Source organism: uncultured Tenacibaculum sp. (genome assembly GCF_947499065.1).
Classification (GTDB): domain Bacteria; phylum Bacteroidota; class Bacteroidia; order Flavobacteriales; family Flavobacteriaceae; genus Polaribacter.
The window spans coordinates 43,536-66,937 of the sequence record NZ_CANMMT010000002.1; the positions used below are offsets into that span (position 1 = coordinate 43,536).

The following is a 23,402-nucleotide window of genomic DNA, read 5'->3' on the forward strand; positions in this document are numbered from 1 at the left end:
AAAAAGAAAAGCCAAGAAAAGTTAAAAGGTTTTACTTTTTAACTTTTCTCATTATCAATATTTATAATATACGAAGCAACAATATCATTATTTATTTTTAAATGAACATCATAATTCCCACCTTTGGTTGGACAGTATTTAAAACTGATAAAATCATCTTTATTTTTAAAATCATAAATATTTAACTTCTTTTCTTTTTGATTATATATACAGATTAATGATATCTTTTCTGAAAAATGATTATTTAACAACTTATACTTAAAAGTTATGGGGATATTTTTATTTGTATTTATTTTCATTACTACAGGAGTTAAAGGAGATATTTTATATTTAAATATTTCACCATAAACTATAGGAGCTTCGACAAATGAATTTTCAGTTAGTTTAGAAGAAAGTTGCCATTTTTTCTTTAAAGGATAGTGGTTTTTATTAAATAAATCAGGGTGAGTTAAGAAATAACCATCGTTATAATCTTGTATAAACTGTCTTTTTTCATCTATATAACCGCTAGACCAAGTAGCATCACATAAATACCATTTTCCATCTAAATTGACAGCATTCCATGAATGATTTGGAATTTTTAAAGAGTTCATATTTGATGTAACTGTTCTACCATAACCATCAATAATTCTACATTCAATATCAACTATATTAGCCATTTCTTTAATTAGATATGCATAGCCTGTACATATTGTTCTTTTTTTATTAATTAATGTTTTAAAAACTTTTTCTTTATAAATTTTATTCCAAAGATTTAAAGAAATACTGTCTTTTATCAGTTTTTTTCTATTTTGGATTACTTTTTTATATATAGGATAATCAACTTTTACATTATTTGAAACCCAACTATAAATAGCTCTAAATTTTTCAACATCAGAATTTAATTTATGAGTTAGCTTATAACAGAGAAGAGGAAGATTTATTAAATTTTCTCCATGATTTAGTTTAGCAATATTATCGGCTTTTGTAAAGTCTATATTTTTAAAATCAGAAACTTGTGATTGAATAATTTGTGAAAAAAGAATAAAAAATAAATAGAAAGTTTTTTTCATAGAACTTATTTAGATTTAAAGATTTTTTTTACAGAAACTTCACCTAATAGCATACAAGAATCAGGTTTCATTTTTATTTTTAAATTAATTGTTGATTTGGAGTTTTTATTATCGATTATAACTTTTCGAGATTCTAAACCTATAAAGCTAAAAATTAATACATCACCTTTTTTTAATGGTTTAGGAAATGTGAAATTTCCGTCAAAATCAGTTTCTACACCAATGTTAGTTCCCCGTAAAAGAACGTTAACTCCAGGTAAAGCACCTCCTTCATCTGTAACAATTCCTTTCACTTGAATATCCCTTTTTTCTTTATTTTGAGTAATTCTTTTTTTATTATCAGAAGAATCTTCTTTTTGAGCATAAAGAGAATTAAGTGAGAAAAATGAAATTAAAGAAAAAGCTATTGCGCTAAAAAAAGTATGTTTTTTATTTTTACTAAAAGAAGTTGGGTAGTTTGTTAATTGACTTTTATTAAATTGGCCACAAATTTTTTTAGAGTTATTGCTGTTAATATAGTTAGAAATTTCTTTAGAGTTCATTTTAGAGAAATCGATGACTTCTTTTTTACAGGTTTCACAAAATCCGCCTAAAGATGTTGATTTGAATTGATTGAAGTTTTCATAACAAGGTTTGTTAATACTTAAATTGAATTGATTTTTCATAATACTAATTTTTATGGTTTATGTAATAATATCAAACCTAAAGTTTATTAAGATGGTAAAAAATCAATAATTAGTTAACTGCTTTTTTTTGTAAGTGAATTGACTTTTTTATTTAGATAAATAGAATAAAAAAACTCTTCAATTAATTGAAGAGTCTTTTTTCTATAAAAATAAAATTAATTATTTTGTTGTATCTGTTTTGTCAACAACAATACGGTTCTCACGATTCGCAACTTCCCAAGCAGTATGGAAAACTAAACGAGCTCTATTCTCTAACATTTCATAATTAATTTTGTCAGGGGTATCCGTTGGTTGGTGATAATCGGCATGTGTCCCATTAAAATAGAATATAATAGGAATGTTATGTTTTGCGAAATTATAGTGGTCAGAACGATAATAAAAACGGTTAGGGTCGTTTTCATCGTTATATTTATAATCTAAATCAATGTTTGTATATTTTTTATTCATTGCCTCAGATATATTATGTAATTCAGTACTTAATTTATCTGCACCAATTAAATATACATAGTTAGGGTTTCCTTTATGACGATCATCAACTCTACCTACCATGTCAATATTTAAGTTTGTAACTGTATTAGCTAAAGGAAAAATAGGGTTTTCTGTGTAGTATTTAGAACCTAATAAACCTTTTTCTTCACCTGTTACGTGTAAAAACAAGATAGAACGTTTAGGGCCTTTGCCAGCGTCTGCTGCTTTTTTAAATGCTTCAGCGATTTCTAAAATAGCAACGGTACCAGAACCATCATCATCAGCACCATTGTAAATTTCTCCATTTTTAACACCTTCATGATCTAAATGAGCAGAAATTACTACAATCTCATCTGGTTTTTCGCTTCCTTTTATAAATGCAACTACGTTTTCAGAGTCTTTTAACTTCATTCCTCGACGATTGTTACTTAAGTATTCAGAAGGAACTTCTTGGAAATAATCATTACCACCTAAAGGAGATGCTATGCCAGTGTTTACATAAAAATCTTTTAAATATTTAACAGCTTTTTTTTGACCAGGTTCTCCTGTATTACGTCCTTCAAATTCATCAGAAGCATATACAAATAAATGTTTTCCAAGGTCTTTTGCTGTAATAGTTTTTGCAAATTTCTCAGCATAATCTATGTTTAAATCGCTATCAGTACTTGCAGTTTCTTTACTAGCTCCACATGCTACAAGGGCAGCAGTACCCGCGACATAAAGTAATTTTCTCATTAATAATTTAATTAAAGTTTTAGTTTGATTAGTTTTTTGATAACATAACGTTACATAGAGTCAAATTTAACTCTTCTTTATAATGAACTGTTCTAATGTTTTGTTAAAACTTATAAGCTCTTTTGGGAACAATTCTTCAAAGGCATCTTGTCTAATTAATTCTTGTGAAGTTCCGTTATACATTTGTTTTTCAGAGAGTAAAATGAGTTCGTCAGCTAACTGAATAGCTAAATTTACCTCATGAGTAGAAATAATAATAGTTTTATTGGTGTTTTTAACTAGTTTTTTTAGCAGAGAAAACACCTTAAAAGTATGATGGATATCTAAATGAGCCGTAGGTTCATCTAAAATAATGATTTCAGTATCCTGAGCCAAAGCTCTGGCAATAAGTACACGTTGTAATTGTCCATCACTTAATTCATGAAATAGTTTATCTTTTAAATGTACAATTTCTGTTTGTTCTATGGCCCATAGGATTTTTTTTAAATCGTTTTTAGATAATTTATCTATCCAATTCGTATAAGGTTGACGACCTAAAGCAATCAATTCAAAAACGGTTAATTGACTTTGTGGTAAGCGTTCGGTTAAAACTAAACTTAAAGAGGTTGCTAGCTCTTGATAAGAATAGTTTAGAATGTTTTTTTGATTGATTTCAATAGAACCATCCAATGGTTTTTGTACTTTAGAAAGTGTGCGTAATAAAGTAGATTTACCAATCCCATTTTTACCCAATAAAGCAATAAATTTTCCTTTTTCTACAGATAAATTTATGTTAGAAGCAATAATAGTTTGCTTCTTTTTTGTCTGATAACCAATGGAAAGGTTTTCAGTTTTAAGAATGATATGTTTATTAAGGTTGGTCAATTTTATATGTATATTTTCTTTTTTCTAATTAAAAGCCAAATTACAATAGGTGCTCCAAATAAAGAAGTTATAGCATTAATAGGTAATGTAAACTCGCTTGTAGGCAATTGAGCTATAGAGTCGCAAATTAATAAAATAATAGCTCCAATTAATGCCGAAGCAGGCAATAATGTTTTATGATTAGATGTAGAAAAAAATATTTTTGCTATATGAGGAACTGCTAATCCTATAAAGGCTATAGGACCAGAAAAAGCAGTAATAACTCCAGTTAGTAAACTTGTAATAAGTAAGATAATAGTTCTACTTCTCTTAATATTTATTCCTAAACTTTTAGCATAGTTTTCACCTAATAAAAAGCTGTTTAGAGGTTTAATAACCGTAAATGTTCCTAAAACACCAATTCCATAAATTATCCCAAAAATAGTGAGTTCAGTCCAGGTTAAATTTCCTAAACTTCCAAAACTCCAAAACATATATTGTTGTATTTGTTCAGCTTCACTAAAATAGGATAGTACACTTATTATAGCAGAAGTTAAGGAGCCAAACATTAGACCAATTATAAGGATAGACATAGTGTTTCGAACTCTATTGGCAGCAATAATAACTAAAGTTAAAATTAAAAAGGAACCTAAACTAGCAGCAACAGCTGTTCCCCAGCTAGAAAAAGCAAGTGTTGTGAGAAAGTTCCCAAACAAGCCAGCTCCTAAAATAAGTAATGCAACACCTAAACTAGCACCTGAGGAAATTCCTAAAACAAAAGGACCTGCTAAAGGATTTCTAAATAGGGTTTGCATTAATAACCCACAAATAGACAAACCAGAACCTACCATAATTGCTGTAATAGCTTTAGGTAATCTAAAATTTAAAATAATAGTTTGCCAGCTGTCTTTAGAAGCATTACCACCAGTTAATGAATTAAAAATGTCTTTAAAAGGAATAGAAACAGAGCCTAAACTTATGTTTAAAAACAAAAAGAAGATGAGTAAAATAAATAGAAGTATAAAATATCGTGTATATGTTTTTTTACTTCCTATCATTTCTTTAAAAAATCAACAAGTTTTTGAATAGCCAAACCTCTATGACTGATTTTATTTTTCTCTTCTGAAGTCATTTGAGCAAAAGATTGTTCATATCCTTCTGGTTGAAAAATTGGATCATAACCAAAACCTTTTTCACCTTGTTTTTTTGTTAAAATTTCTCCTTTGCAAATACCATTAAATAAAAATTGCTCTCCATTTAAGTTTAAACAAATAGAAGTTCTAAATTGAGCTAATCTGTTATTTTTACCATCTAATTCAGTTAATAATTTTTGCATGTTATTTTCTGAATTGGCAGGTATACCAGAATAACGAGCAGAATACACACCTGGAGCTCCATTAAGGCTTTCAACTTCTAAGCCAGTATCATCGGCAAAACAATTAAGCTTAAATTTTTGTGTAATATAATTAGCTTTTATAATAGCATTACCTTCTAATGTAGTTGCAGTTTCTTCAATATCATCAAAACAATTAATGTCTTTTAAAGAAAGTAATTCAATAGAATTTGGAAGCATTTTTTGTACTTCGGCTAGTTTGTTTAAATTGTTCGTAGCGAAAACAAGTTTCATTTATTGCGTGTTTGTGTTAACAAATGTATCATTTTTTATCATCTTTGTAATTAATATTTATAGTTTTTATGAAAAAAGAGAAAAGGCTGAAGGGGTTGTAAATAAAGGAAAGTCGTATAAATGTCGGGTGAAAATCAATTAAAAAGTTTCATTAAAAAGAAAATCAAAAGTAACATTGTATGAGAAATGAAAATTTACTTACCATGAAACAGCCAGAATTAGGAAAAAGGATTTTAGAGTTAAGAAAACAAAAGGGGCTTACTCAAGAAGAATTAGTAGAAAAATGTAATATTAATGTACGAACAATTCAAAGGATAGAGGCAGGTGAAACAACTCCAAGAAGTTTTACAATAAAAACAATTTTGCAAGCATTAGGTGCAGATATAAATAGCTTTAAAAAAGAAACTGAATTAACAATTCAAGATCAAAAAGTATTAAACTTAGCTTGGGTATTTGGAATAGTATATTTTGTTTTTAGTTTTATAGAAACTATTGCTGATATATATCAATTTACAGAAGATACATCAACCTTAAACAAAGTATTATACTCTGTTGTTAAAGTGATTTCTTCAGCGGCTTTTGTAGTTTTCTTTACAGGTTTTTTAAGAATAGCAAAAATATATACCTACAAGTTATTAGAAATAATAGTTTATGTTATAATGATTGCTTATGTAGTTTCAGAAATACATGATATATTTCTAATAAACTCATCTAATGAAACAATAATTATAACAGGAATAGTAGAGTTTGTTGTTTTTGGAGCTATCCAAATTATTTTTGGACTAAGTTTATTAAGGCTAAAAGATAAACTAGGAAGTTTAATTCAGGTAAGCGCGATTATGGAGATAATAACAGGAGTTTGTTTGGCTACTATTGTTTTAGCCTCATTGGGGGCAGTTTTTTTAATCCCTACAACCATAATAGAAATAATTGTCTTATATAAATTAGCAAAAAAATAGCTGTAAACTTAAAATATAAGAATAAAAAAAGCGAAACTTTATCTAGATAAAGTTTCGCTTTTTTGTAAAATTAAAAGTTATTTAGCTTTTTAATTTGTTTAATTCTGCTTTTTTAGCCTCTATTTCACTTTGAATTTTGCTTAATCGCTTTTCAATTTTGATAATAATAGATTCTTTACGAGAAATACTTTCTTTAGAAGTTGAAGGGTCATTTTTGGCAGTTTCTAATTTCGCCTTCATTTTAGCTAAACCTTCTTTACTACTAGATAAAATTTCTTCATTAATACTAATGTCGTCTTCTAAATCACTAATTAAAGTACTTTTCTCTTTGATAATAGATTTTTCTTCAGCTTTAATTTGATTATCTAATTCTTTTAACTTTTCAGCTTGTATACGTAAGGCTTCTTGTTCTTTTAAATAAGCAAGTTCTTTAGCTTTACGCTCTTCCTCAAGTTTCCTACGAGCCGCTTCCAGTTTTTGTTTACGAGTAGCTAAATCATTATTACCATTATCCTTAGCAACTTCCTCAGCTTTTAAATTTGTTTTAGCTTTTTTAGAATTGTTTTTTCTATTTTTTCTAGCAAGTTTTCTATTCAAAGAAGCTAGAATTTTTTTCTGACTTTCTAATTGAATATTTAATTTACCTAATCTTGCTTGCATATTCGAAACAATCCTTTCTTTTCGATTAACCTCTCCTTTTGTAGCTTTTTTACTTTTTTTAAAATCTTCTAAATTCGCTTTTACACGTTTTAAAGCTTGAACACCACTAACTAAAATCTCTTCGTTAGCACTAATTTGATTTTCTTTGTTTTTTATCTCTGTTTTTAGTTTTTTGATATCGTTTTGAGCAGAAATTTGCTGTAAACTAAAAAAATTCACAAAAAGGATAAAGGTTACTAAAAATTTTAAATTTTTCATTTTAATTATTTATTGTAATATTCTAGATATTTTTCAAGGGGCGACAAAATTATACATTTTTTTACAATACCAAACACTTTATTAATGAATATATTAACCTTTTTTTGAAAGGTTTAAATAAAGATAAATAATTGTATTGGAGAAGATAAAATTATATTATTCATGATGATATGGTTCATTTCTTAAAATAGTAAAACCACGATAAATTTGTTCAACTATAAATAAACGAATCATTTGATGAGAAAATGTCATTTTAGATAATGATATTTTTCCTTGAGCTTTCTGATAAATAGCATCAGAAAAACCATAAGGCCCACCAATAACAAGTACAATTTGTTTTATTCCAGAATTCATTTTCTTTTGAAGATACTGAGAAAATTCAATAGAAGTAAAATGCTTCCCTTTATCGTCTAATAAAATGAGTTGATCTGTGTTTTGAAGTTTTGATAAAATTAGCTGCCCTTCTTTTTCTTTTTGCTGGGCTTCACTAAGGTTTTTAACGTTTTTAATATCTGGGATAATTTCTAATTCAAACTTTACATAATGTTTTAATCTTTTTTGATATTCATCAATAAGTTGAACTAGATTTTTATTATCGGTTTTACCAATAGCAAGTAATTTTATTTTCATTATAAATTGTTTCGAAAGACAAAATTAAATCAAAAAAAGACAATTTTTTATACTGTTAAAAAACTTTTTTTAAATATCTTTATTATAGCTAATTATTTGTTTATTAAAAAGTTAAAGAAAAAATGAAAGTACGTTTATTAAAAAAAACGTTACTTGTTTTGTCGATTTTATTCGTCATTTCATGTAACGAAGAAAACCTAGTTGAAGAAAATAAAAGTTTACAAGAATCCCCCAAAAAAATAGATTACTATGAGGATTGGATGAAAAGCTTAGGAGATTATGATTTAGAAAAAATTATTGATGAAGAAGAAAAAAAGATGCTAAGTCGTAGTGCTACTGTACCAAAATCAGCAAAAAGAACTTCCGAAAAACCAATATTAGTCCATTATATGCCTTGGTTTAGATCTTTAGAAGTTGATGGTTCTTGGGGACAACATTGGACAATGACTAATAAGAATCCAAATATTATTAATTCAGAAGGAGAAAGGGATATAGCTTCACATTATTATCCGTTAATAGGACCCTATTCAACAAAAGATAAAGATTTACAACAATACCATTTATTATTAATGAAATTAGCAGGAGTTGATGGAGTAATTTTTGATTGGTATGGAAAAAGAGATGTATTAGATTTTGAAGAAATAAAACAAGGAATGGAAAGTTTTGTTTCAGAATTAGATAAAACTAATTTAGATTTTGCAGTAATGTATGAAGATAGAGTGGTGAGAGAACAGGCTAGAAGTTTAACTCAATTACAAATTACTCAAGCGGTAGGAGATTTAAGATATATAGAAAATAAATATTTATCGAAAGAAAATTATGTTCATGTAGAAAATAATCCATTATTAATGATATTCGGACCTAGTTATATTGATAATCCAGCTGATTGGAGTACCATTTTAAGCTCAATAAATACCAACATGAGTTTGTTGTCGTTATGGAACGCATCTAATACATTAGGTAGCACCAATACATCGGGAGAATATGCTTGGATAGATAGAAATCATTTAACTACATTGTCAGGTTATTATTTGAATAATGTCGACTTTAATAAAGATATTGTTGGAGGAGTTGCTTATCCTAGATTTGATGACTTTTATATAGAAGGAGGATGGAAATCGCCAACTGATGATGATTGGAGTTTAGATGGAAGAGGAGTTGATGTGTTTAAAGAATCGTTTGATGAATCATTAAGACATCCTGTTGATTTTATCCAAATAGCTACATGGAATGATTTTGGAGAAGGAACACAAATAGAACCAACCAAAGAACATGGGTTTTCTCATTTAGAAGCATTACAAGAGTATACAAAAACAAGCTATAAAAAAGGAGATTTAAGAATACCTTATTATATATATAAATTAAGAAAACAACATTCAAATAACTTTATTGTAAATTTTTTAATGGATGTAGCTCATTGGTATGCAATGAATAATAGATTAAAAAAAGCAAAGCGTTTAGTGTGTATTACCATACATTATTTTGGAGGTGATTTTTCATAATAAGTTTACATTTTGAACTTTTTATATAGTTTTATCTAATTCTTGATGAAAACACTATTTTTACATCAAGAATTAGAGTACTATGATTTCAAAAGAACAATTTAATAAAGAGTTAGATTTAATTATAAAGAATGCAATACGAGAAGATATAGGAGATGGAGATCATACTTCATTATCTTGCATTCCATCTGATGCAACAGGAAAAGCAAAATTATTAGTAAAAGACAAAGGAATAATAGCAGGAGTAGAGTTTGCTAAAAAGGTTTTTAGTTATGTAGATGAAACCTTAGAAGTGGAAACATTAATCAATGATGGAGATGAAGTTGAATATGGAGACATTGTTTTTTATGTTTCAGGAAAATCCCAATCTATTTTAATGGCAGAACGTTTAGTATTAAACGCTATGCAACGTATGAGTGCTATTGCAACAAAAACTAAGTTTTTTGCTAACTTATTAGAGGGAACAAAAACGAAAGTGTTAGATACTCGTAAAACTACTCCAGGTATACGTGCATTGGAAAAATGGGCGGTAAAAATAGGTGGAGGAGAAAATCACCGATTTGCTTTATACGATATGGTTATGATTAAAGATAATCATATAGATTTTGCAGGAGGGATAACTCAAGCAATTACAAAAACCCAAAAGTACTTAGCAGAGAAAGATTTAGATATTAAAATTATAGTTGAAGCTCGTAGTTTGGAAGAAATTGAAGAAATTTTATCAAACGAAGGCGTGTACAGAATTTTAATAGATAACTTTAATTATGAAGATACACGTAAAGCTGTAGCGTTAATCGGTGATAAATGTTTAACGGAATCTTCAGGTGGAATTAATGAAAAAACAATCAGAGAATATGCAGAATGTGGAGTTGATTTCATTTCATCAGGAGCTTTAACGCACTCTGTTTATAATTTAGATTTAAGCTTAAAAGCTGTAGATTAATCAATTGAATAAAGTACAAGAAACCTTGTAAATAGGTTTCAATAGTGTTAAAAGATTAAAAACTCAAGGATGTAATTATAAATTATGCTTGAGTTTTAATATGTTTGCTAAATATTATTAATATAAAATTCCCTTATCTCCAATGAAGAAAAAATTACGTATATTTTTTACATGTTTATTAATGTTTAGTTCCTGTTTTCAATTAATGAGTCAAAAAATTGATGTGGGAAGTAAAGCTGTTGATTTTACAGGATATGATGTGAAATCAAAAAAACGAATTAAATTATCTCAGTATAAGAATAAGAAGAATGTATTGTTAAACTTTACAGCTACTTATTGTGGTCCTTGTTGGAAAACATATCCACATATGGATAAACTTCAACAAAAATATCCTTCAGATTTAAAAGTAATTTCTGTCCACGGAGATGAAAAAAAGGATACTTGGTATAAAATTGCAAAACGTTTAAAAATAGATTTTAAGAGTGCAACTATTTGGAATGTTGAAGAAAAAGAGAAAATAAAGAAGATTTACGATATAGACCAATACCCAGTTTTCTTTTTAATTGATAAAAAAGGAATTATTGTTGACAGATGGGTTGGTAATAAGAAAAAATATATGGATTATTCAGTTAAATATTTAATTGAACCATAGTTTAATATTATAGTAAAATCCTGTTTTGTAAAACTTTTTACAAATTAATAAATAGTTCAGTTTAACTTAAAATAAGTAAAATGAAAAAACATATAGTCATTGTTGCTGCGCTTACTTTTATGGTGAGTTGTAATACCAAAGAAACCAAAAAGGAAACTAAAGAAAATACTGATATGAGTGTGACTACAGCAGATAATCCTTTGTTAGTAAAAAGTACATTAGATTATGGAGCTCCAGATTTTACTAAAATAAAAGACGAGCATTTTATGCCTGCTATTTTAGAAGGTATGAAAGTGCAAAATGAAGAAATAGCTAAAATTGTTGAGAATAAAGAAGTACCTACTTTTGAAAATACCATACTAGCTTTAGAAGAAAGTAGTAAAACATTGGATAATGTAACAGCAGTTTTTTATGCATTGGCAGGAGCTAATACCAACGATACAATTAAAGATATTCAAAAAGAATTAGCACCAAAGTTTTCTAAACACAATGATGATATTTTATTAAATACCGAACTATTTGCTAAAATAAAAACAGTTTACAATACATTAGATACTTTAAATTTAGATGAAGAATCTAAACATTTAGTAAAAGAATATTACAAAAAATTTGTAAAAGCTGGAGCAAATTTATCAGAAGATAAAAAAGAAAAATTAAAAGAGATTAACTCTGAAATAGCAAGTTTATCAAACGATTTTGGTAAAAAGTTATTAGATGCGAGTAAAAAAGGAGGAGTTGTAGTTGAAGATAAGGGGAAATTAAAAGGACTTTCAGAAGAAAAAATTAAATCCATAGAAAAAGATGGTAAATATGAAATCCAGTTAATTAATACAACACAACAACCATCATTACAAGCATTAGAGAATAGAGAAGTTCGTAAAGATTTATTTGAAAAATCAATTCACAGAACAGATGCTGGAGAATATAACACTAGCGATCTAGTAAAGAAAATGGTGTCTTTAAGAGCTGAAAAAGCTAAGATTTTAGGTTTTGACAATTATGCAAGTTGGAGCTTACAAGGAACAATGGCATCTACACCAGCTAAGGTTTTTGAAATGTTTAATGGATTAATTCCAGGATCATTAGAAAAAGTAGCTTCAGAAGTAAAAGAAATACAAGCAGAAATAAATAAAGAAGGAGGAGATTTTAAATTAACACCATACGATTGGAATCATTATGCAGAAAAGGTTCGTAAATCGAAGTATAATTTAAATGAAGAAGAAGTAAAACCTTATTTCGAAGTAACAAATGTTTTAGAAAAAGGTGTTTTCTATGCTGCAACAAAGTTATATGGAATTACCTTTAAAAAGCGTACAGACATTCCAACATATCATCCAGATGTTGTAGTATATGAAATCTTCGAAGAGGACGGAAGTCCATTAGGATTATATTATGGAGACTTCTTTGCAAGAGATAGTAAAAGAGGAGGAGCATGGATGAGTGCATTTGTAAAGCAATCAAAACTAAGAGGACAAAAACCAGTAATTTACAATGTATGTAACTCACCAAAACCAGCAGAAGGAGAGCCAGCTTTAATAAGTTTTGATGAAGTAGAAACAATGTTTCATGAGTTTGGACATGCATTACATGGATTATTTGGAAATCAAAAATATGCTTCAATTTCAGGAACAAGTACTTCGAGAGATTTTGTAGAGTTCCCATCACAGTTTAATGAAAATTGGGCAACGCATCCAGAAGTATTAAATAATTACGCATTACATTATAAAACAGGTGAAGTAATTCCAGCATCATTATTAAAAAAGATAAAAGATGCAGGAACGTTTAATCAAGGATATTCAATGATAGAGAACTTATGTTCTTCTAATTTAGATATGCAATGGCATACAATTTCAGTAGATGATAAAATAGAAGACGTAGCAAAATTTGAAGAAGAAGCATTAAGTAAAATGAAATTAAAAGTATCTGAGGTACCACCAAGATACCGTTCAACATATTTTGCACATATATTTAGTGGAGGATATGCAGCAGGTTACTATTCATACTTATGGACAGAAATGTTAAGTCACGATGCATACGATTGGTTTAAAAACAATGGATTGTTAACACGTGAAAATGGACAAAAGTTCAGAGAACAAATCTTGTCAAAAGGAAATACAATGGATTATGCAGAAATGTATAAAACTTTTGCAGGAAGAGATCCAAAAGCAACTCCGATGTTAAAAGCAAGAGGATTAAAATAAATGAACGATTATTTCGATAGCGAAACGTTTTCTAAAATTGATTTTAGTACAACCAAAATCAAAAAAGGAGAATATGACAATTGTACGTTTGAAAATTGTAACTTTGAAGGTATACATGCGTCTAATATTCAATTCTTAGAATGCGAGTTTATCGATTGTAATTTTAGCAATACTATTATAAAAGGCACTTCTCTAAAAGAAGTGTCTTTTGTGAATTGTAAAATGATTGGAGTAAAGTTTAATGAATGTGATTCATTCTTATTAGAGTTTAGTTTTAAAAATTGCCAGTTAAACTTTTCGTCATTTTATCAGTTAAAAGTTCCTAAAACAAGATTTATAAATTGTAATTTACAAGAGGCAGATTTTACAGAAGGAGATTTACATCAGTCTACCTTTGAAAATTGCGATTTAAATGGAACAATTTTTGAAAAAACAGTTATAGAAAAAGCAGATTTTAGGTCAGCAAAAAACTTTTCAATCGATCCAGAAAACAATCGATTAAAAGGAGCAAAATTTTCATTAGAAAACAGTGTTGGTCTATTACGGAAGTATAATATAGTTATTGAATGACTAAATTAATTGAAGATAAGTTAAGAAAAGTACCAGTATTAAATTTATTGGTGGCCTTTGGGAAAAAAATAAAAATTCCCGGCCTAGAAGGAATGTCCTTATACGACGTATTAGAAATGTACATAATAGGTATTGTAAAAGGAGCTTTGACAACAAGAGCAGGAGGAGTTGCTTTTAGTTTTTTTATGGCAATATTTCCATTTATGCTATTCATACTATCTCTTATACCTTACATTCCAATAGATGGTTTTCAAGACAATCTTTTTAGTTTAATCCAAGAAATGCTGCCACCAAAAACATTCGATGCTGTAGCAATTGTATTGAAAGATATTGTAAATAATCAGTATAGTGGGTTATTATCTTTTGGTTTTTTAGCTTCTATTTTTCTAATGACAAATGGTGTAAATGCCATTTTTGGAGGTTTTGAATATTCGTATCATGTTAAAGAAATGAGAAGTGTATTTAGAGCATATTTCATTTCATTAGGAGTTTCATTATTAATGTCACTTTTCTTAATTGTAACTGTAGTCTTAATTATTTTTTATCAACTGGCATTAGCAAGAATAGACCAAGCAGGTTGGTTAAATACAACAGATTTGAACTTATTTTACTGGGGACGTGGGTTACTATTCTTATTAATGATTTTTACCATTGTATCCTTATTATTTAGATTTGGTACCAAACAAGGAAAGGAAGTGAAATTCTTTTCACCAGGAGCAATATTAACTACTATATTATCATTATTCACATTCTACTTATTTGGAATATATGTAGTAAAATTTGCAACATATAACAAATTATATGGATCGATAGGAACATTATTGGTCTTAATGTTGTTTGTTTGGTTAAATGCTATTATACTACTTTTGGGTTTTGAATTGAACGCTTCTATTTATCGATTAAAACGAAGAAATAAAACTTCATAATTATCCTATAAATTCAGATATTTGCGCTTGCAGAAGAACAAGGTAGTTTTTCTGTTAACAAGTAATATCTAAATTTAGAATTCATAATTCATATGAAACCAAGTATACCAAAAGGAACAAGAGATTTTTCATCAAGTGAAGTAGCCAAAAGAAATTATATTTTTAATATAATAAGACATTCGTTTGAAAACTTCGGATTTCAACCAATTGAAACTCCAAGTTTTGAAAAATCATCAACTTTAATGGGAAAATATGGAGAAGAAGGAGATCGATTAATTTTTAAGATTTTAAATTCAGGAAATTTTCTTTTTGAAAAAAATACAATAGAATTACCTGATTCTTATGAAAAGATAAAGCATAATTCTTTAGATGATCTTGAAACTTCTGAAAAAATAGAGTTAAATAAGTTTACTAACAGAATTTCAACAAAAGCACTTCGTTACGATTTAACTGTGCCATTTGCACGTTATGTAGTACAACACCAAAACGATATTACATTTCCGTTTAAACGCTATCAAATACAACCAGTTTGGAGAGCAGATCGTCCACAAAAAGGCCGTTTTAGAGAGTTTTATCAATGTGATGCCGATGTAGTTGGAAGTAAATCGTTAGTACAAGAAGTAGAATTTGTCCAATTATACGATACTGTTTTTAGTAAGTTAGGGTTGTTAGGAACGACTATCAAAATTAATAATAGAAAAATATTATCAGGTATTGCAGAGGTAATTGGAGCATCTGATAAATTAATAGATTTTACAGTAGCTTTAGATAAGTTAGATAAAATAGGAAAAGAAGGAGTTGTTAAAGAAATGCTTGAAAAAGGAATTTCTGAAGCAGCTATTGAAAAAGTAGATCCATTATTTAATTTTTCGGGAACTAATCAAGATAAGTTAGCATCATTAGAAGAGATGTTAAAAGACTCTGAAGAAGGAATTCAAGGAGTAAATGACTTACGTACTGTAGTAAATATGATTGAAGAGTTAGGGTTAACATCAGCTACTTTGGAGTTGGATGTAACACTAGCACGTGGATTGAATTATTATACAGGAGCTATTTATGAAGTAGCAGCACCAAAAGGTGTCAAAATGGGATCTATCGGTGGTGGAGGTCGTTATGACGACTTGACAGGAATTTTTGGACTAAAAGATGTAAGTGGAGTTGGAATTTCTTTTGGGTTAGATCGTATCTACCTGGTTATGGAAGAACTGAATTTATTTGAGGCAGTAGAATTACCTAAGCCAAAAGTATTATTCATAAATTTTGATGAAAGTCAGAGTTTATCTAAGATTAAAGCGATTAAAGAATTAAGAAATAACAACATAAAATCTGAATTATATCCAGATGTAGCTGGAAGTATTAAACAACAAAAGAAACAATGGAAGTATGCTACGAATAGAGAAATTGATTTTGTAGTAACAGATATAGAAAACGGTACACTTGTTGTTAAAAATATGAAGGCAGGAGAACAATTTAATTGTACTGTCAACGAATTGATTAACAAACTACAGTAAATTAACAACATTATATTGTAAATTTGCGCCTTAATAACAGAAAGAAATGTTTGAAGTGAATAACAACAAAATGAATGACGAAAGAATAGATGAGATTGGGGAGAACCACGTAGGTACCTCAGCTCAAACTCCATTAAGAGCAGATGCTTTTGATATTTCGGATAAAGAAAAAATAGAAAAAATACAGGAAAGTGTTAAAGATATTCTAGAAACTTTAGGAATGGATTTAACAGATGATAGTATGCAAGGAACTCCTAAAAGAGTAGCTAAAGCTTTTGTTAATGAATTATTCATGGGATTAAACCCAAAGAACAAACCTGCTGCATCTACTTTTGATAATACCTATAAGTACGGTGAAATGTTAGTAGAAAAAAATATCATTGTATATTCTACTTGTGAGCACCACTTATTACCAATTATAGGAAGAGCACATGTGGCTTATATTTCAAAAGGAAAAGTTATTGGTTTATCTAAAATGAACCGTATTGTTGAGTATTATGCTAAACGTCCACAAGTACAAGAGCGTTTAACAATGCAAGTAGTACAGGCAATGCAAGAAGCTTTAGGAACAGATGATGTTGCTTGTGTTATTGATGCAAAACATTTATGTGTAAATTCTAGAGGAATTAAAGATATAGAAAGTAGTACAGTAACAGCTGAGTTTGGTGGAGCGTTTAAAAACAAAGAAACTAAACGTGAGTTCTTAGACTATATAAAATTAAATACTGACTTCCAATAGTAAAAAAGTCTTTACAAATATTTAAAAAACTCTCAACTTTTAAAGTTGAGAGTTTTTTGTTTTAGTATAGTTTGATAATAGCTTAATATAAAAGGAAAGTAGGCATAATAAAATCCTTTAAACCTCATTTATAAATTAACAGCTATTTACAATAAATTAAAGTTTACTTTCTTCACTTAACAATTCTATTACGCTAAAATAGCTTTCTCTAAAAGTTTTCTTAATATTAAAAAGTTTACAAATAGTAAAATTATATAGTGATTTGTAGTGATTAAATTTAACTATTGTAAAACTAAACGAAATGAATTATTTAAAACTTTTATTAAGTACAATACTTGTTCTTTTTATAAGTACTGCTGTTTTAGCACAAAAATCTACCATTACTGGGGTAGTTAGCGATGGAAGTTATCCACTTCCAGGAGCTAGTGTTGTAGTTGTAGGAACTACAAAAGGGGTAAATACAGATATTGATGGAAACTTTGTCTTGAGTAAAGTCGGTATTGGAGAAATCGAATTAGAAATATCATATATAGGTTTTCAAGCAAAAAAAGTAAAAGTATCCTTAGAGGAAGGAGCTCAAAAAAATATAGGAGTTGTAACATTAATTTCTTCTTCACAAGAATTAGATGAAGTAATTATTAGCGGTGGTACACGAAGAAATAGCGAAGCTAAAGCATTAAGTATTCAAAAGAAATCGATGAGTATTATGAATGTTATTGCAGCTGATGGTATAGGTAAATTACCAGATCGTAATGCTGCAGAAACTGTTCAACGTATTCAAGGATTATCTATAGAAAGAGACCAAGGAGAAGGGCGTTTTGTATCGGTAAGAGGATTGCCACCATTTTGGACATCTACCACTATTAACGGAAATAGAATTCCAACTGCTGAAGAAGAAACTACTTCAAGAGCTACAGCATTCGATTTTTTTCCTTCAGAATTAATATCGTATGTACAAGCTGCAAAAGCATTTACTCCCGATATGGAAGCTGATGGAATTGGAGGAGGAGTAAATTTTATAACGCAAACAGCTCCTACGAAACAAATTTTAAGTATAAACATTGGAGGAGGTTATAACGATAAATCAGGTAAGCCAATTTATAACGCGTCGTTAACTTATGGTAATAAAAGTAAGGATGGAAAGTTTGGTTTTATTATCAATGGATCCTATTGGAATAGAAACTGGGGAACAGATAATTTTGAAGCTCGTAGAAAAGGAGATGAAGGAGTGTTTAGAATGGAGTTAAGAGATTATAATGGTGTAAGAATAACAACAGGTTTAAATGGAGCTATGGAGTATAATTTTACACCAGATTATAAAATGTACTTCAGAGGAGTTTATGGTACGTTATCAGATACAGAAACACATTACAAACACAGAGTTCGTTTTGATAAATTCGATTCAGGTACCAATACAGCTAGAGTAGAATTACAAAATATTTATAACGAACTTATTACAGAAATGTTTGGTGGAGAGCTTGGAGGAAAGCATTCATTAATAAACGGTAAGCTTGATTGGAGTATTGCTTCTTATTCAAATGAATTTAGATATGGAAACATTCCTACAGCAAAAGATAAAAGTTATTATGTAGTTAAGTTTAAACAAGATGGTATTGGTATAAAACCAACATACTTAGATAATAGACCAACAGCCAATGGAGGAGCAGGAGATGATAGAGCATATTGGAAAGCAGATGGAGGTTTGTTAGACTATAATGATACAGACGCCTTATTTGGTTTCTTTAGTGACCCAAATTTTAAAATGGATGCAACACAAATGTCTTTTTCTGATTTAGAGTTATATAAAATTTCAATTAAAGAGCGAGATAATATAGTAGCTGCATTAAATTATGAACATACTATAAACGATAATTTTAAAATTAAAGTAGGAACAAAGTTTAGAGATAAAGATCGTAGAGCAACATTTGAAGATTTGTATTATGGATGGTCAGGAACAGGAGCTACACCAGTTTTATCAGATTATTCACAGTATTTAATGAATCAACCAGGGAAGGGAGATTTCTTAAAAGAAATGGGGTCTAATATTCAATCAACATTTAGTCCAGTACTATCTCAAGCTGGAATGAAAAACTTTTGGATAACAAATCAAGCTAATTTATCAGTTTTACCAGGAGATTCATCAGCCTTACAATTTAATAGCGGTTTAGGTAGAAACTTTAATGTAGATGAAACTCATTTATCATTCTATGGTATGGGAACTTTAAAAGCATCTGAACAATGGACTATTTTAGGAGGTTTAAGAGCTACAAAAACAGAAACAAAAGTAGATGGGTATGTTGTTGAAAACAATGTTTTAACCAAAGCTATGAATACGAAAAGTTATTGGGCAGTATTACCAATGTTACACATTAAATATTCTCCAAAAAAGGATATGAATATTCGTTTTGCAGCTACAAGAAGTTTTTCAAGGCCAAATTTTGGAGACATTTCACCATCTGGAACTTTTATTTCTTTCGATAACGAATTTAAAGGAGGGAATCCAAACTTAAATCCAACATTTTCATGGAATTTCGATTTGTTAGGAGAGTATTATTTTAAAAATGTAGGAGTAATCAATGCAGGTTTTTTCTATAAATCAATAACAGATCCAGTATTTAATGATACTTATCAAGGAACTTATAATGGACAAGCTGGAGTGGAATTTAGTACACCAACAAACGGTGCTGATGCTTGGATTGCTGGTATGGAATTAGGAATAAATAAGCGTTTTGATTTCTTACCAGGTTTCTTAAAATACTTTGGAACACAAGTAAATGTAACATTTATGGATTCCGAAATGACAAAGCCAAGTGGTAGAAAAGTATCTACTCCATACCAAGCAGGAACTTTATTTAATGCTCAATTGTTCTTTGAAAAAGGAGGTTTTAATACAAGGTTAGCATTCAATCATAAAGGAAGCTATGCTATTGGGTTTGGAGAAAGAGACATAGATGATGTATACTATGGAACTTACAATACTTTAGATTTTTCTGCATCGTATCAAATAGGGAAAAATTGGACTATATATACTGATGTAAATAACATTTTAAACAATCCTCTAATTTATCACTATGGGAAAACAGAGGATCGTCCTAAACAAGTAGAATACTATGGTATTAAAGGAAACATTGGTGTGAAGTTTAGTCTATAAGCTATGAGTAAAGATTTGAATTAAATGCAAAAACAAAGCTCTCAAATACTTGAGAGCTTGTTCTGTAAAATAAAAAAATATGCGTTTACGATTTTTATTACAAGCCTCCATAGCCGCATTCGGAACTTATTTCTGTATGTATGCATTTAGGAAACCATTTACGGTAGCAACATTTGCTAACGAATCATTCATAGGAATAGATTTTAAAATATTACTCATAATAGCTCAAGTAATAGGGTATACACTATCTAAGTTTATAGGAATTAGAATAATAGCTGAGATGAAAAGCTCAAAAAGAATGATGTTTTTAATAGGCTTTATTCTTTTTGCTGAATTAGCTCTTTTAGGTTTTGCTACAGTTCCTGCTCCTTATAATATAGTATGTTTATTTTTTAATGGACTTCCTTTAGGAATGATTTGGGGAATAGTATTTTCCTATTTAGAAGGAAGAAAAGCTACAGAGTTATTGGGAGTTATTTTATCATCAAGTTTTATCGTGTCTTCAGGCGCTGTAAAATCGGTAGGTAAAATAGTTTTAGATACATTTCACTTTAATGAATATTGGATGCCTTTTATAACAGGAGGATTTTTTATTATTCCACTAATCTTTTTTGCTTGGTTATTAGAAAGACTACCAGAACCAACAAAAGAAGATAAATTGCTTAGAACAGTAAGAAAACCATTAGATAAAACTGAAAGAAAGAGGTTGTTTAGAAAGTTTGTAATTCCATTAACTCTTATAGTTTTCTTCTTTATGCTATTGACATCTATTAGAGATTTTAGAGACAATTTTGCAAGAGAAATTTGGGATGCATTAGGGTATGAAGACGCATCAATTTATAGTATATCAGAAATACCAATAGCAATAACAGTACTAATAGTTTTAGGTTTTATAGGGAGCATAACTAAAAACTTTAAAGCTTTTATGTATTATCATTATGTATTGATAATTGGCTGTACTTCAATTATCATTTCGACTTTATTATTTCAGCAGTCATTAATTTCTCCCTTAGTATGGATGACGGTTTCAGGATTAGGTTTGTATAGTTGCTATGTACCATTCAATGGAATTTTCTTTGATAGAATGATAGCAACTTTTAAAATTAAAGGAAACGTAGGTTTTTTAATATACATAGCAGATGCATTCGGTTATTTGGGTAGTATACTCATTTTACTATATAAAAACTTTGGAAAAGGCGATATTTCTTGGCTAAGCTTTTTCATAACAGCTTTATACTTTTTAGCATTTATAGGGCTAATAATAACTACTTATTGTTTTCAATTTTTTAGAAGAAAATATAAAAAACCAATACAAATACAAGAATTAATTTATGAACAACAAATATGATTTAATTGTAGTGGGAGGTGGAGTTTTAGGAACTTTCCACGCATATCATGCAGCAAAAAAAGGACTATCGGTAATAATTTTAGAAAAAGATGCAAAACCGAATGGAGCTACAGTACGCAATTTTGGGCAAGTAGTTCCTTCAGGGATGAATCAGAAATGGCAAAACTTTGGAAGAGAAAGTTTAGCTATTTATAAAGAAATTCAAAAAGAATTTGATATTACTATTAGGCAAAATGGAACGGTATATCTAGCATCAAATGAAGAAGAGGTTCAGTTGATAGAAGAACTTCATGAAATTAATAAGCAAAATAATTATACATCTGAACTATTTACAAAACAGCAATGTTTAAATAAGTATGACGGTTTGCGAAGTGATTATTGTAAAGCAGGTTTATTTTTTCCTCAAGAAGTAACGGTAGAGCCAAGAACAATGATTTTACAATTACATTCTTTTTTAAGAGAACAAGGTATTCAAGTTTGTTATAATACCACAGTAATAAATACAGAAGAAATAAATGGAGAAGTACAAGTAACATCTTCAAATGGAGAAGAGTTTAAAGCATTGAAAGTTTTGATATGCAACGGATCAGATTTTAAAACCTTATATCCTTCAATTTATAATGAAAGTGATTTAGTTGTTTCTAAATTACAAATGATGCAAACAAAACCACAAGGTAATTATAGGTTAAATGGATCTATTTTAACAGGTTTAACCATTAGACGTTATGAAGCTTTTGAAGAATGTTCATCATGGAATTTAATCAAATCGAAAGAAAATCCAAATAGTTTTGAAAAGAAATATGGAGTGCACATATTATTTAAGCAAGCTACAGACGGATCTATAATATTAGGTGATTCACATGAATATGCAGATGCAAAGAATATTGACAGTTTAGGTTTCGATTTAAAAGAAGAAATTGACAGTTTTATGTTACAAGAAGCAAAGAAAATTATAGAGCTACCAAACTATGAAATCCAGCATCGTTGGGCAGGATTTTATAGTCAATGTAAAACCAAAGACATTTTTGAACACACTATAGGAGATAATATACATATAGTAACAGGTATAGGAGGGAAAGGAATGACGGGTAGCGCTGGATTTTCAAAAGAAAAAATTAATAAGGTATTTAATTTAGTATATGATAAATAAAGAGATACAAATGGTTGTTTTTGATATGGCAGGAACAACAGTAGATGAACAAAATGTAGTTTATAAAACGTTGCATAAAGCGTTAAATGAACATGGAGTTGATGTAGATTTAGCTACAGTTTTAAAACTAGGAGCTGGTAAGGAAAAGCATCAGGCAATAAAAGATGTATTGAACTATAGTAAACCAAATCAATTAATAGAATCAGAAACCATTTTTGAAGATTTCAAAGTCTTATTAAATAAAGCTTATAAAGATTTAGAAGTAAAACCAATAAAAGGGGTACAAAGAGTTTTATTAAATCTTAGAGAAGAAGGTATAAAAGTAGTTTTAAATACAGGGTATAATAGAGAAGTAGCTACTTTATTATTGGAAAAATTACAATGGGATGAAAAGATACATTACGATGCACTTATAACAGCAAGCGATGTAGTAAAAGGACGTCCTCATCCTGATATGATTTTTAAAGCAATGGAGTTGTTTAATATAACAGATGCTTCTACAGTTTTAAAGGCAGGTGACTCTGCTATAGATATAGCAGAAGGAAAAAATGCAGGCTGTGGAATAACAATAGGTGTATTGTCTGGAGCACAAACTCAAGAACAACTAGAAGAAGAAAAACCAACCTATATTTTAAATTCGTTAACAGCTATTAATGAAGTTTTTTGATAGTTTAAATAATTGTAAAACATTTGTTTATGAAAATTAAAGTTAATGTTAGCTAGATTATTATAAGATTAATATTCATAAAGTAGGGTCTTGAAAGTTTACTAATAGTATATATTTAAATAAC

Annotated in this window: 21 protein-coding genes; 13 read left to right on the forward strand and 8 right to left on the reverse strand. The window is 28.9% G+C overall.

Annotation, left to right across the window (positions count from 1 at the left end; all coding sequences use genetic code 11):
* Positions 1–38: 38 nt before the first annotated feature.
* From Q0958_RS04325 to Q0958_RS04350, 6 genes are all read right to left on the reverse strand, one after another.
* Positions 39–1,052, reverse strand: coding sequence for a transglutaminase domain-containing protein (locus Q0958_RS04325; protein ID WP_299120114.1), 1,014 nt, complete (start codon positions 1,050–1,052; stop codon positions 39–41).
* A gap of 5 nt (positions 1,053–1,057) precedes the next feature.
* A complete protein-coding gene (locus tag Q0958_RS04330; protein WP_150899116.1) occupies positions 1,058–1,717 on the reverse strand; it encodes a carboxypeptidase-like regulatory domain-containing protein in 660 nt (219 codons plus the stop codon).
* 180 nt (positions 1,718–1,897) lie between these two features.
* Positions 1,898–2,941 (reverse strand): M28 family metallopeptidase, encoded by a 1,044-nt coding sequence (locus Q0958_RS04335; RefSeq protein ID WP_299120119.1) that lies wholly within the window; start codon positions 2,939–2,941, stop codon positions 1,898–1,900.
* Between the two features lie 66 nt (positions 2,942–3,007).
* Positions 3,008–3,805 carry an ABC transporter ATP-binding protein gene (locus Q0958_RS04340; RefSeq protein ID WP_299120121.1) on the reverse strand — a complete coding sequence of 266 codons (798 nt, stop codon included), beginning with the start codon at positions 3,803–3,805 and terminating at the stop codon, positions 3,008–3,010.
* 2 nt (positions 3,806–3,807) lie between these two features.
* Complete coding sequence (locus Q0958_RS04345; protein ID WP_299120123.1) at positions 3,808–4,842, reverse strand: iron ABC transporter permease; 1,035 nt, start codon at positions 4,840–4,842, stop codon at positions 3,808–3,810.
* Positions 4,839–5,411 (reverse strand): non-canonical purine NTP diphosphatase, encoded by a 573-nt coding sequence (locus tag Q0958_RS04350; protein ID WP_299120125.1) that lies wholly within the window; start codon positions 5,409–5,411, stop codon positions 4,839–4,841. The genes Q0958_RS04345 and Q0958_RS04350 overlap by 4 nt, the downstream gene beginning before the upstream one ends.
* 179 nt (positions 5,412–5,590) lie before the next feature.
* Between Q0958_RS04350 and Q0958_RS04355 the strand changes: the two genes are divergently transcribed.
* The gene (locus Q0958_RS04355) at positions 5,591–6,370 is read left to right on the forward strand and encodes a helix-turn-helix transcriptional regulator (RefSeq protein ID WP_299120127.1); all 780 of its coding nucleotides are present in this window, start codon (positions 5,591–5,593) and stop codon (positions 6,368–6,370) included.
* A gap of 81 nt (positions 6,371–6,451) precedes the next feature.
* Here the strand turns inward: Q0958_RS04355 and Q0958_RS04360 are convergent, their stop codons facing one another.
* A complete protein-coding gene (locus tag Q0958_RS04360) occupies positions 6,452–7,288 on the reverse strand; it encodes a hypothetical protein (protein ID WP_299120130.1) in 837 nt (278 codons plus the stop codon).
* A gap of 156 nt (positions 7,289–7,444) precedes the next feature.
* Positions 7,445–7,918 carry a 23S rRNA (pseudouridine(1915)-N(3))-methyltransferase RlmH gene (gene rlmH, locus Q0958_RS04365; protein WP_299120133.1) on the reverse strand — a complete coding sequence of 158 codons (474 nt, stop codon included), beginning with the start codon at positions 7,916–7,918 and terminating at the stop codon, positions 7,445–7,447.
* A gap of 122 nt (positions 7,919–8,040) precedes the next feature.
* Between rlmH and Q0958_RS04370 the strand changes: the two genes are divergently transcribed.
* The 12 genes from Q0958_RS04370 to Q0958_RS04425 all read left to right on the forward strand — a co-directional run bounded on the left by Q0958_RS04370 (position 8,041) and on the right by Q0958_RS04425 (position 23,278).
* The gene (locus Q0958_RS04370) at positions 8,041–9,420 is read left to right on the forward strand and encodes a glycoside hydrolase family 71/99-like protein (protein WP_299120136.1); all 1,380 of its coding nucleotides are present in this window, start codon (positions 8,041–8,043) and stop codon (positions 9,418–9,420) included.
* A gap of 82 nt (positions 9,421–9,502) precedes the next feature.
* Entirely contained in the window at positions 9,503–10,363 is an 861-nt protein-coding gene (gene nadC, locus Q0958_RS04375; RefSeq protein ID WP_150899108.1) for a carboxylating nicotinate-nucleotide diphosphorylase, read from the forward strand.
* A gap of 205 nt (positions 10,364–10,568) precedes the next feature.
* Positions 10,569–11,015, forward strand: coding sequence for a TlpA disulfide reductase family protein (locus Q0958_RS04380; protein WP_299120147.1), 447 nt, complete (start codon positions 10,569–10,571; stop codon positions 11,013–11,015).
* An 80-nt stretch (positions 11,016–11,095) separates the two neighbouring features.
* On the forward strand, positions 11,096–13,216 hold the full coding sequence (locus tag Q0958_RS04385; RefSeq protein ID WP_299120149.1) for a M3 family metallopeptidase: 2,121 nt from the start codon (positions 11,096–11,098) through the stop codon (positions 13,214–13,216).
* Positions 13,217–13,786, forward strand: a complete 570-nt coding sequence (locus tag Q0958_RS04390) for a pentapeptide repeat-containing protein (RefSeq protein WP_299120152.1) — start codon at positions 13,217–13,219, stop codon at positions 13,784–13,786.
* Entirely contained in the window at positions 13,783–14,712 is a 930-nt protein-coding gene (locus tag Q0958_RS04395) for a YihY/virulence factor BrkB family protein (RefSeq protein WP_299120154.1), read from the forward strand. The genes Q0958_RS04390 and Q0958_RS04395 overlap by 4 nt, the downstream gene beginning before the upstream one ends.
* 92 nt (positions 14,713–14,804) lie before the next feature.
* Positions 14,805–16,223 (forward strand): histidine--tRNA ligase, encoded by a 1,419-nt coding sequence (gene hisS / locus Q0958_RS04400; RefSeq protein WP_299120157.1) that lies wholly within the window; start codon positions 14,805–14,807, stop codon positions 16,221–16,223.
* A gap of 46 nt (positions 16,224–16,269) precedes the next feature.
* Positions 16,270–16,962, forward strand: a complete 693-nt coding sequence (gene folE, locus Q0958_RS04405; RefSeq protein ID WP_150899102.1) for a GTP cyclohydrolase I FolE — start codon at positions 16,270–16,272, stop codon at positions 16,960–16,962.
* Between the two features lie 301 nt (positions 16,963–17,263).
* Positions 17,264–20,113: a TonB-dependent receptor gene (locus Q0958_RS04410; RefSeq protein ID WP_299120161.1), complete on the forward strand. Its 2,850-nt coding sequence runs from the start codon at positions 17,264–17,266 to the stop codon at positions 20,111–20,113.
* A gap of 79 nt (positions 20,114–20,192) precedes the next feature.
* Entirely contained in the window at positions 20,193–21,461 is a 1,269-nt protein-coding gene (locus Q0958_RS04415; RefSeq protein ID WP_299120166.1) for a DUF5690 family protein, read from the forward strand.
* A complete protein-coding gene (locus Q0958_RS04420; RefSeq protein WP_299120169.1) occupies positions 21,445–22,611 on the forward strand; it encodes a TIGR03364 family FAD-dependent oxidoreductase in 1,167 nt (388 codons plus the stop codon). The genes Q0958_RS04415 and Q0958_RS04420 overlap by 17 nt, the downstream gene beginning before the upstream one ends.
* Positions 22,601–23,278, forward strand: coding sequence for a phosphonatase-like hydrolase (locus tag Q0958_RS04425; protein ID WP_299120172.1), 678 nt, complete (start codon positions 22,601–22,603; stop codon positions 23,276–23,278). Before Q0958_RS04420 ends, Q0958_RS04425 begins: the two co-directional genes overlap by 11 nt.
* Positions 23,279–23,402: the final 124 nt, after the last annotated feature.

Bases quoted from the DNA above. Each gene is read 5' to 3' on its own strand.
- Q0958_RS04325 (WP_299120114.1), bottom strand. From the start codon at position 1,052: ATGAAAAAAACTTTCTATTTATTTTTTATTCTTTTTTCACAAATTATT.
- Q0958_RS04420 (WP_299120169.1), top strand. From the start codon at position 21,445: ATGAACAACAAATATGATTTAATTGTAGTGGGAGGTGGAGTTTTAGGA.
- Q0958_RS04360 (WP_299120130.1), bottom strand. From the start codon at position 7,288: ATGAAAAATTTAAAATTTTTAGTAACCTTTATCCTTTTTGTGAATTTT.
- Q0958_RS04380 (WP_299120147.1), top strand. From the start codon at position 10,569: ATGAGTCAAAAAATTGATGTGGGAAGTAAAGCTGTTGATTTTACAGGA.
- hisS (WP_299120157.1), top strand. From the start codon at position 14,805: ATGAAACCAAGTATACCAAAAGGAACAAGAGATTTTTCATCAAGTGAA.
- Q0958_RS04335 (WP_299120119.1), bottom strand. From the start codon at position 2,941: ATGAGAAAATTACTTTATGTCGCGGGTACTGCTGCCCTTGTAGCATGT.
- Q0958_RS04385 (WP_299120149.1), top strand. From the start codon at position 11,096: ATGAAAAAACATATAGTCATTGTTGCTGCGCTTACTTTTATGGTGAGT.
- Q0958_RS04415 (WP_299120166.1), top strand. From the start codon at position 20,193: ATGCGTTTACGATTTTTATTACAAGCCTCCATAGCCGCATTCGGAACT.
- Q0958_RS04370 (WP_299120136.1), top strand. From the start codon at position 8,041: ATGAAAGTACGTTTATTAAAAAAAACGTTACTTGTTTTGTCGATTTTA.
- folE (WP_150899102.1), top strand. From the start codon at position 16,270: ATGTTTGAAGTGAATAACAACAAAATGAATGACGAAAGAATAGATGAG.
- Q0958_RS04410 (WP_299120161.1), top strand. From the start codon at position 17,264: ATGAATTATTTAAAACTTTTATTAAGTACAATACTTGTTCTTTTTATA.
- Q0958_RS04395 (WP_299120154.1), top strand. From the start codon at position 13,783: ATGACTAAATTAATTGAAGATAAGTTAAGAAAAGTACCAGTATTAAAT.
- nadC (WP_150899108.1), top strand. From the start codon at position 9,503: ATGATTTCAAAAGAACAATTTAATAAAGAGTTAGATTTAATTATAAAG.
- Q0958_RS04355 (WP_299120127.1), top strand. From the start codon at position 5,591: ATGAGAAATGAAAATTTACTTACCATGAAACAGCCAGAATTAGGAAAA.
- Q0958_RS04390 (WP_299120152.1), top strand. From the start codon at position 13,217: ATGAACGATTATTTCGATAGCGAAACGTTTTCTAAAATTGATTTTAGT.
- Q0958_RS04425 (WP_299120172.1), top strand. From the start codon at position 22,601: ATGATAAATAAAGAGATACAAATGGTTGTTTTTGATATGGCAGGAACA.
- Q0958_RS04345 (WP_299120123.1), bottom strand. From the start codon at position 4,842: ATGATAGGAAGTAAAAAAACATATACACGATATTTTATACTTCTATTT.
- Q0958_RS04330 (WP_150899116.1), bottom strand. From the start codon at position 1,717: ATGAAAAATCAATTCAATTTAAGTATTAACAAACCTTGTTATGAAAAC.
- rlmH (WP_299120133.1), bottom strand. From the start codon at position 7,918: ATGAAAATAAAATTACTTGCTATTGGTAAAACCGATAATAAAAATCTA.
- Q0958_RS04350 (WP_299120125.1), bottom strand. From the start codon at position 5,411: ATGAAACTTGTTTTCGCTACGAACAATTTAAACAAACTAGCCGAAGTA.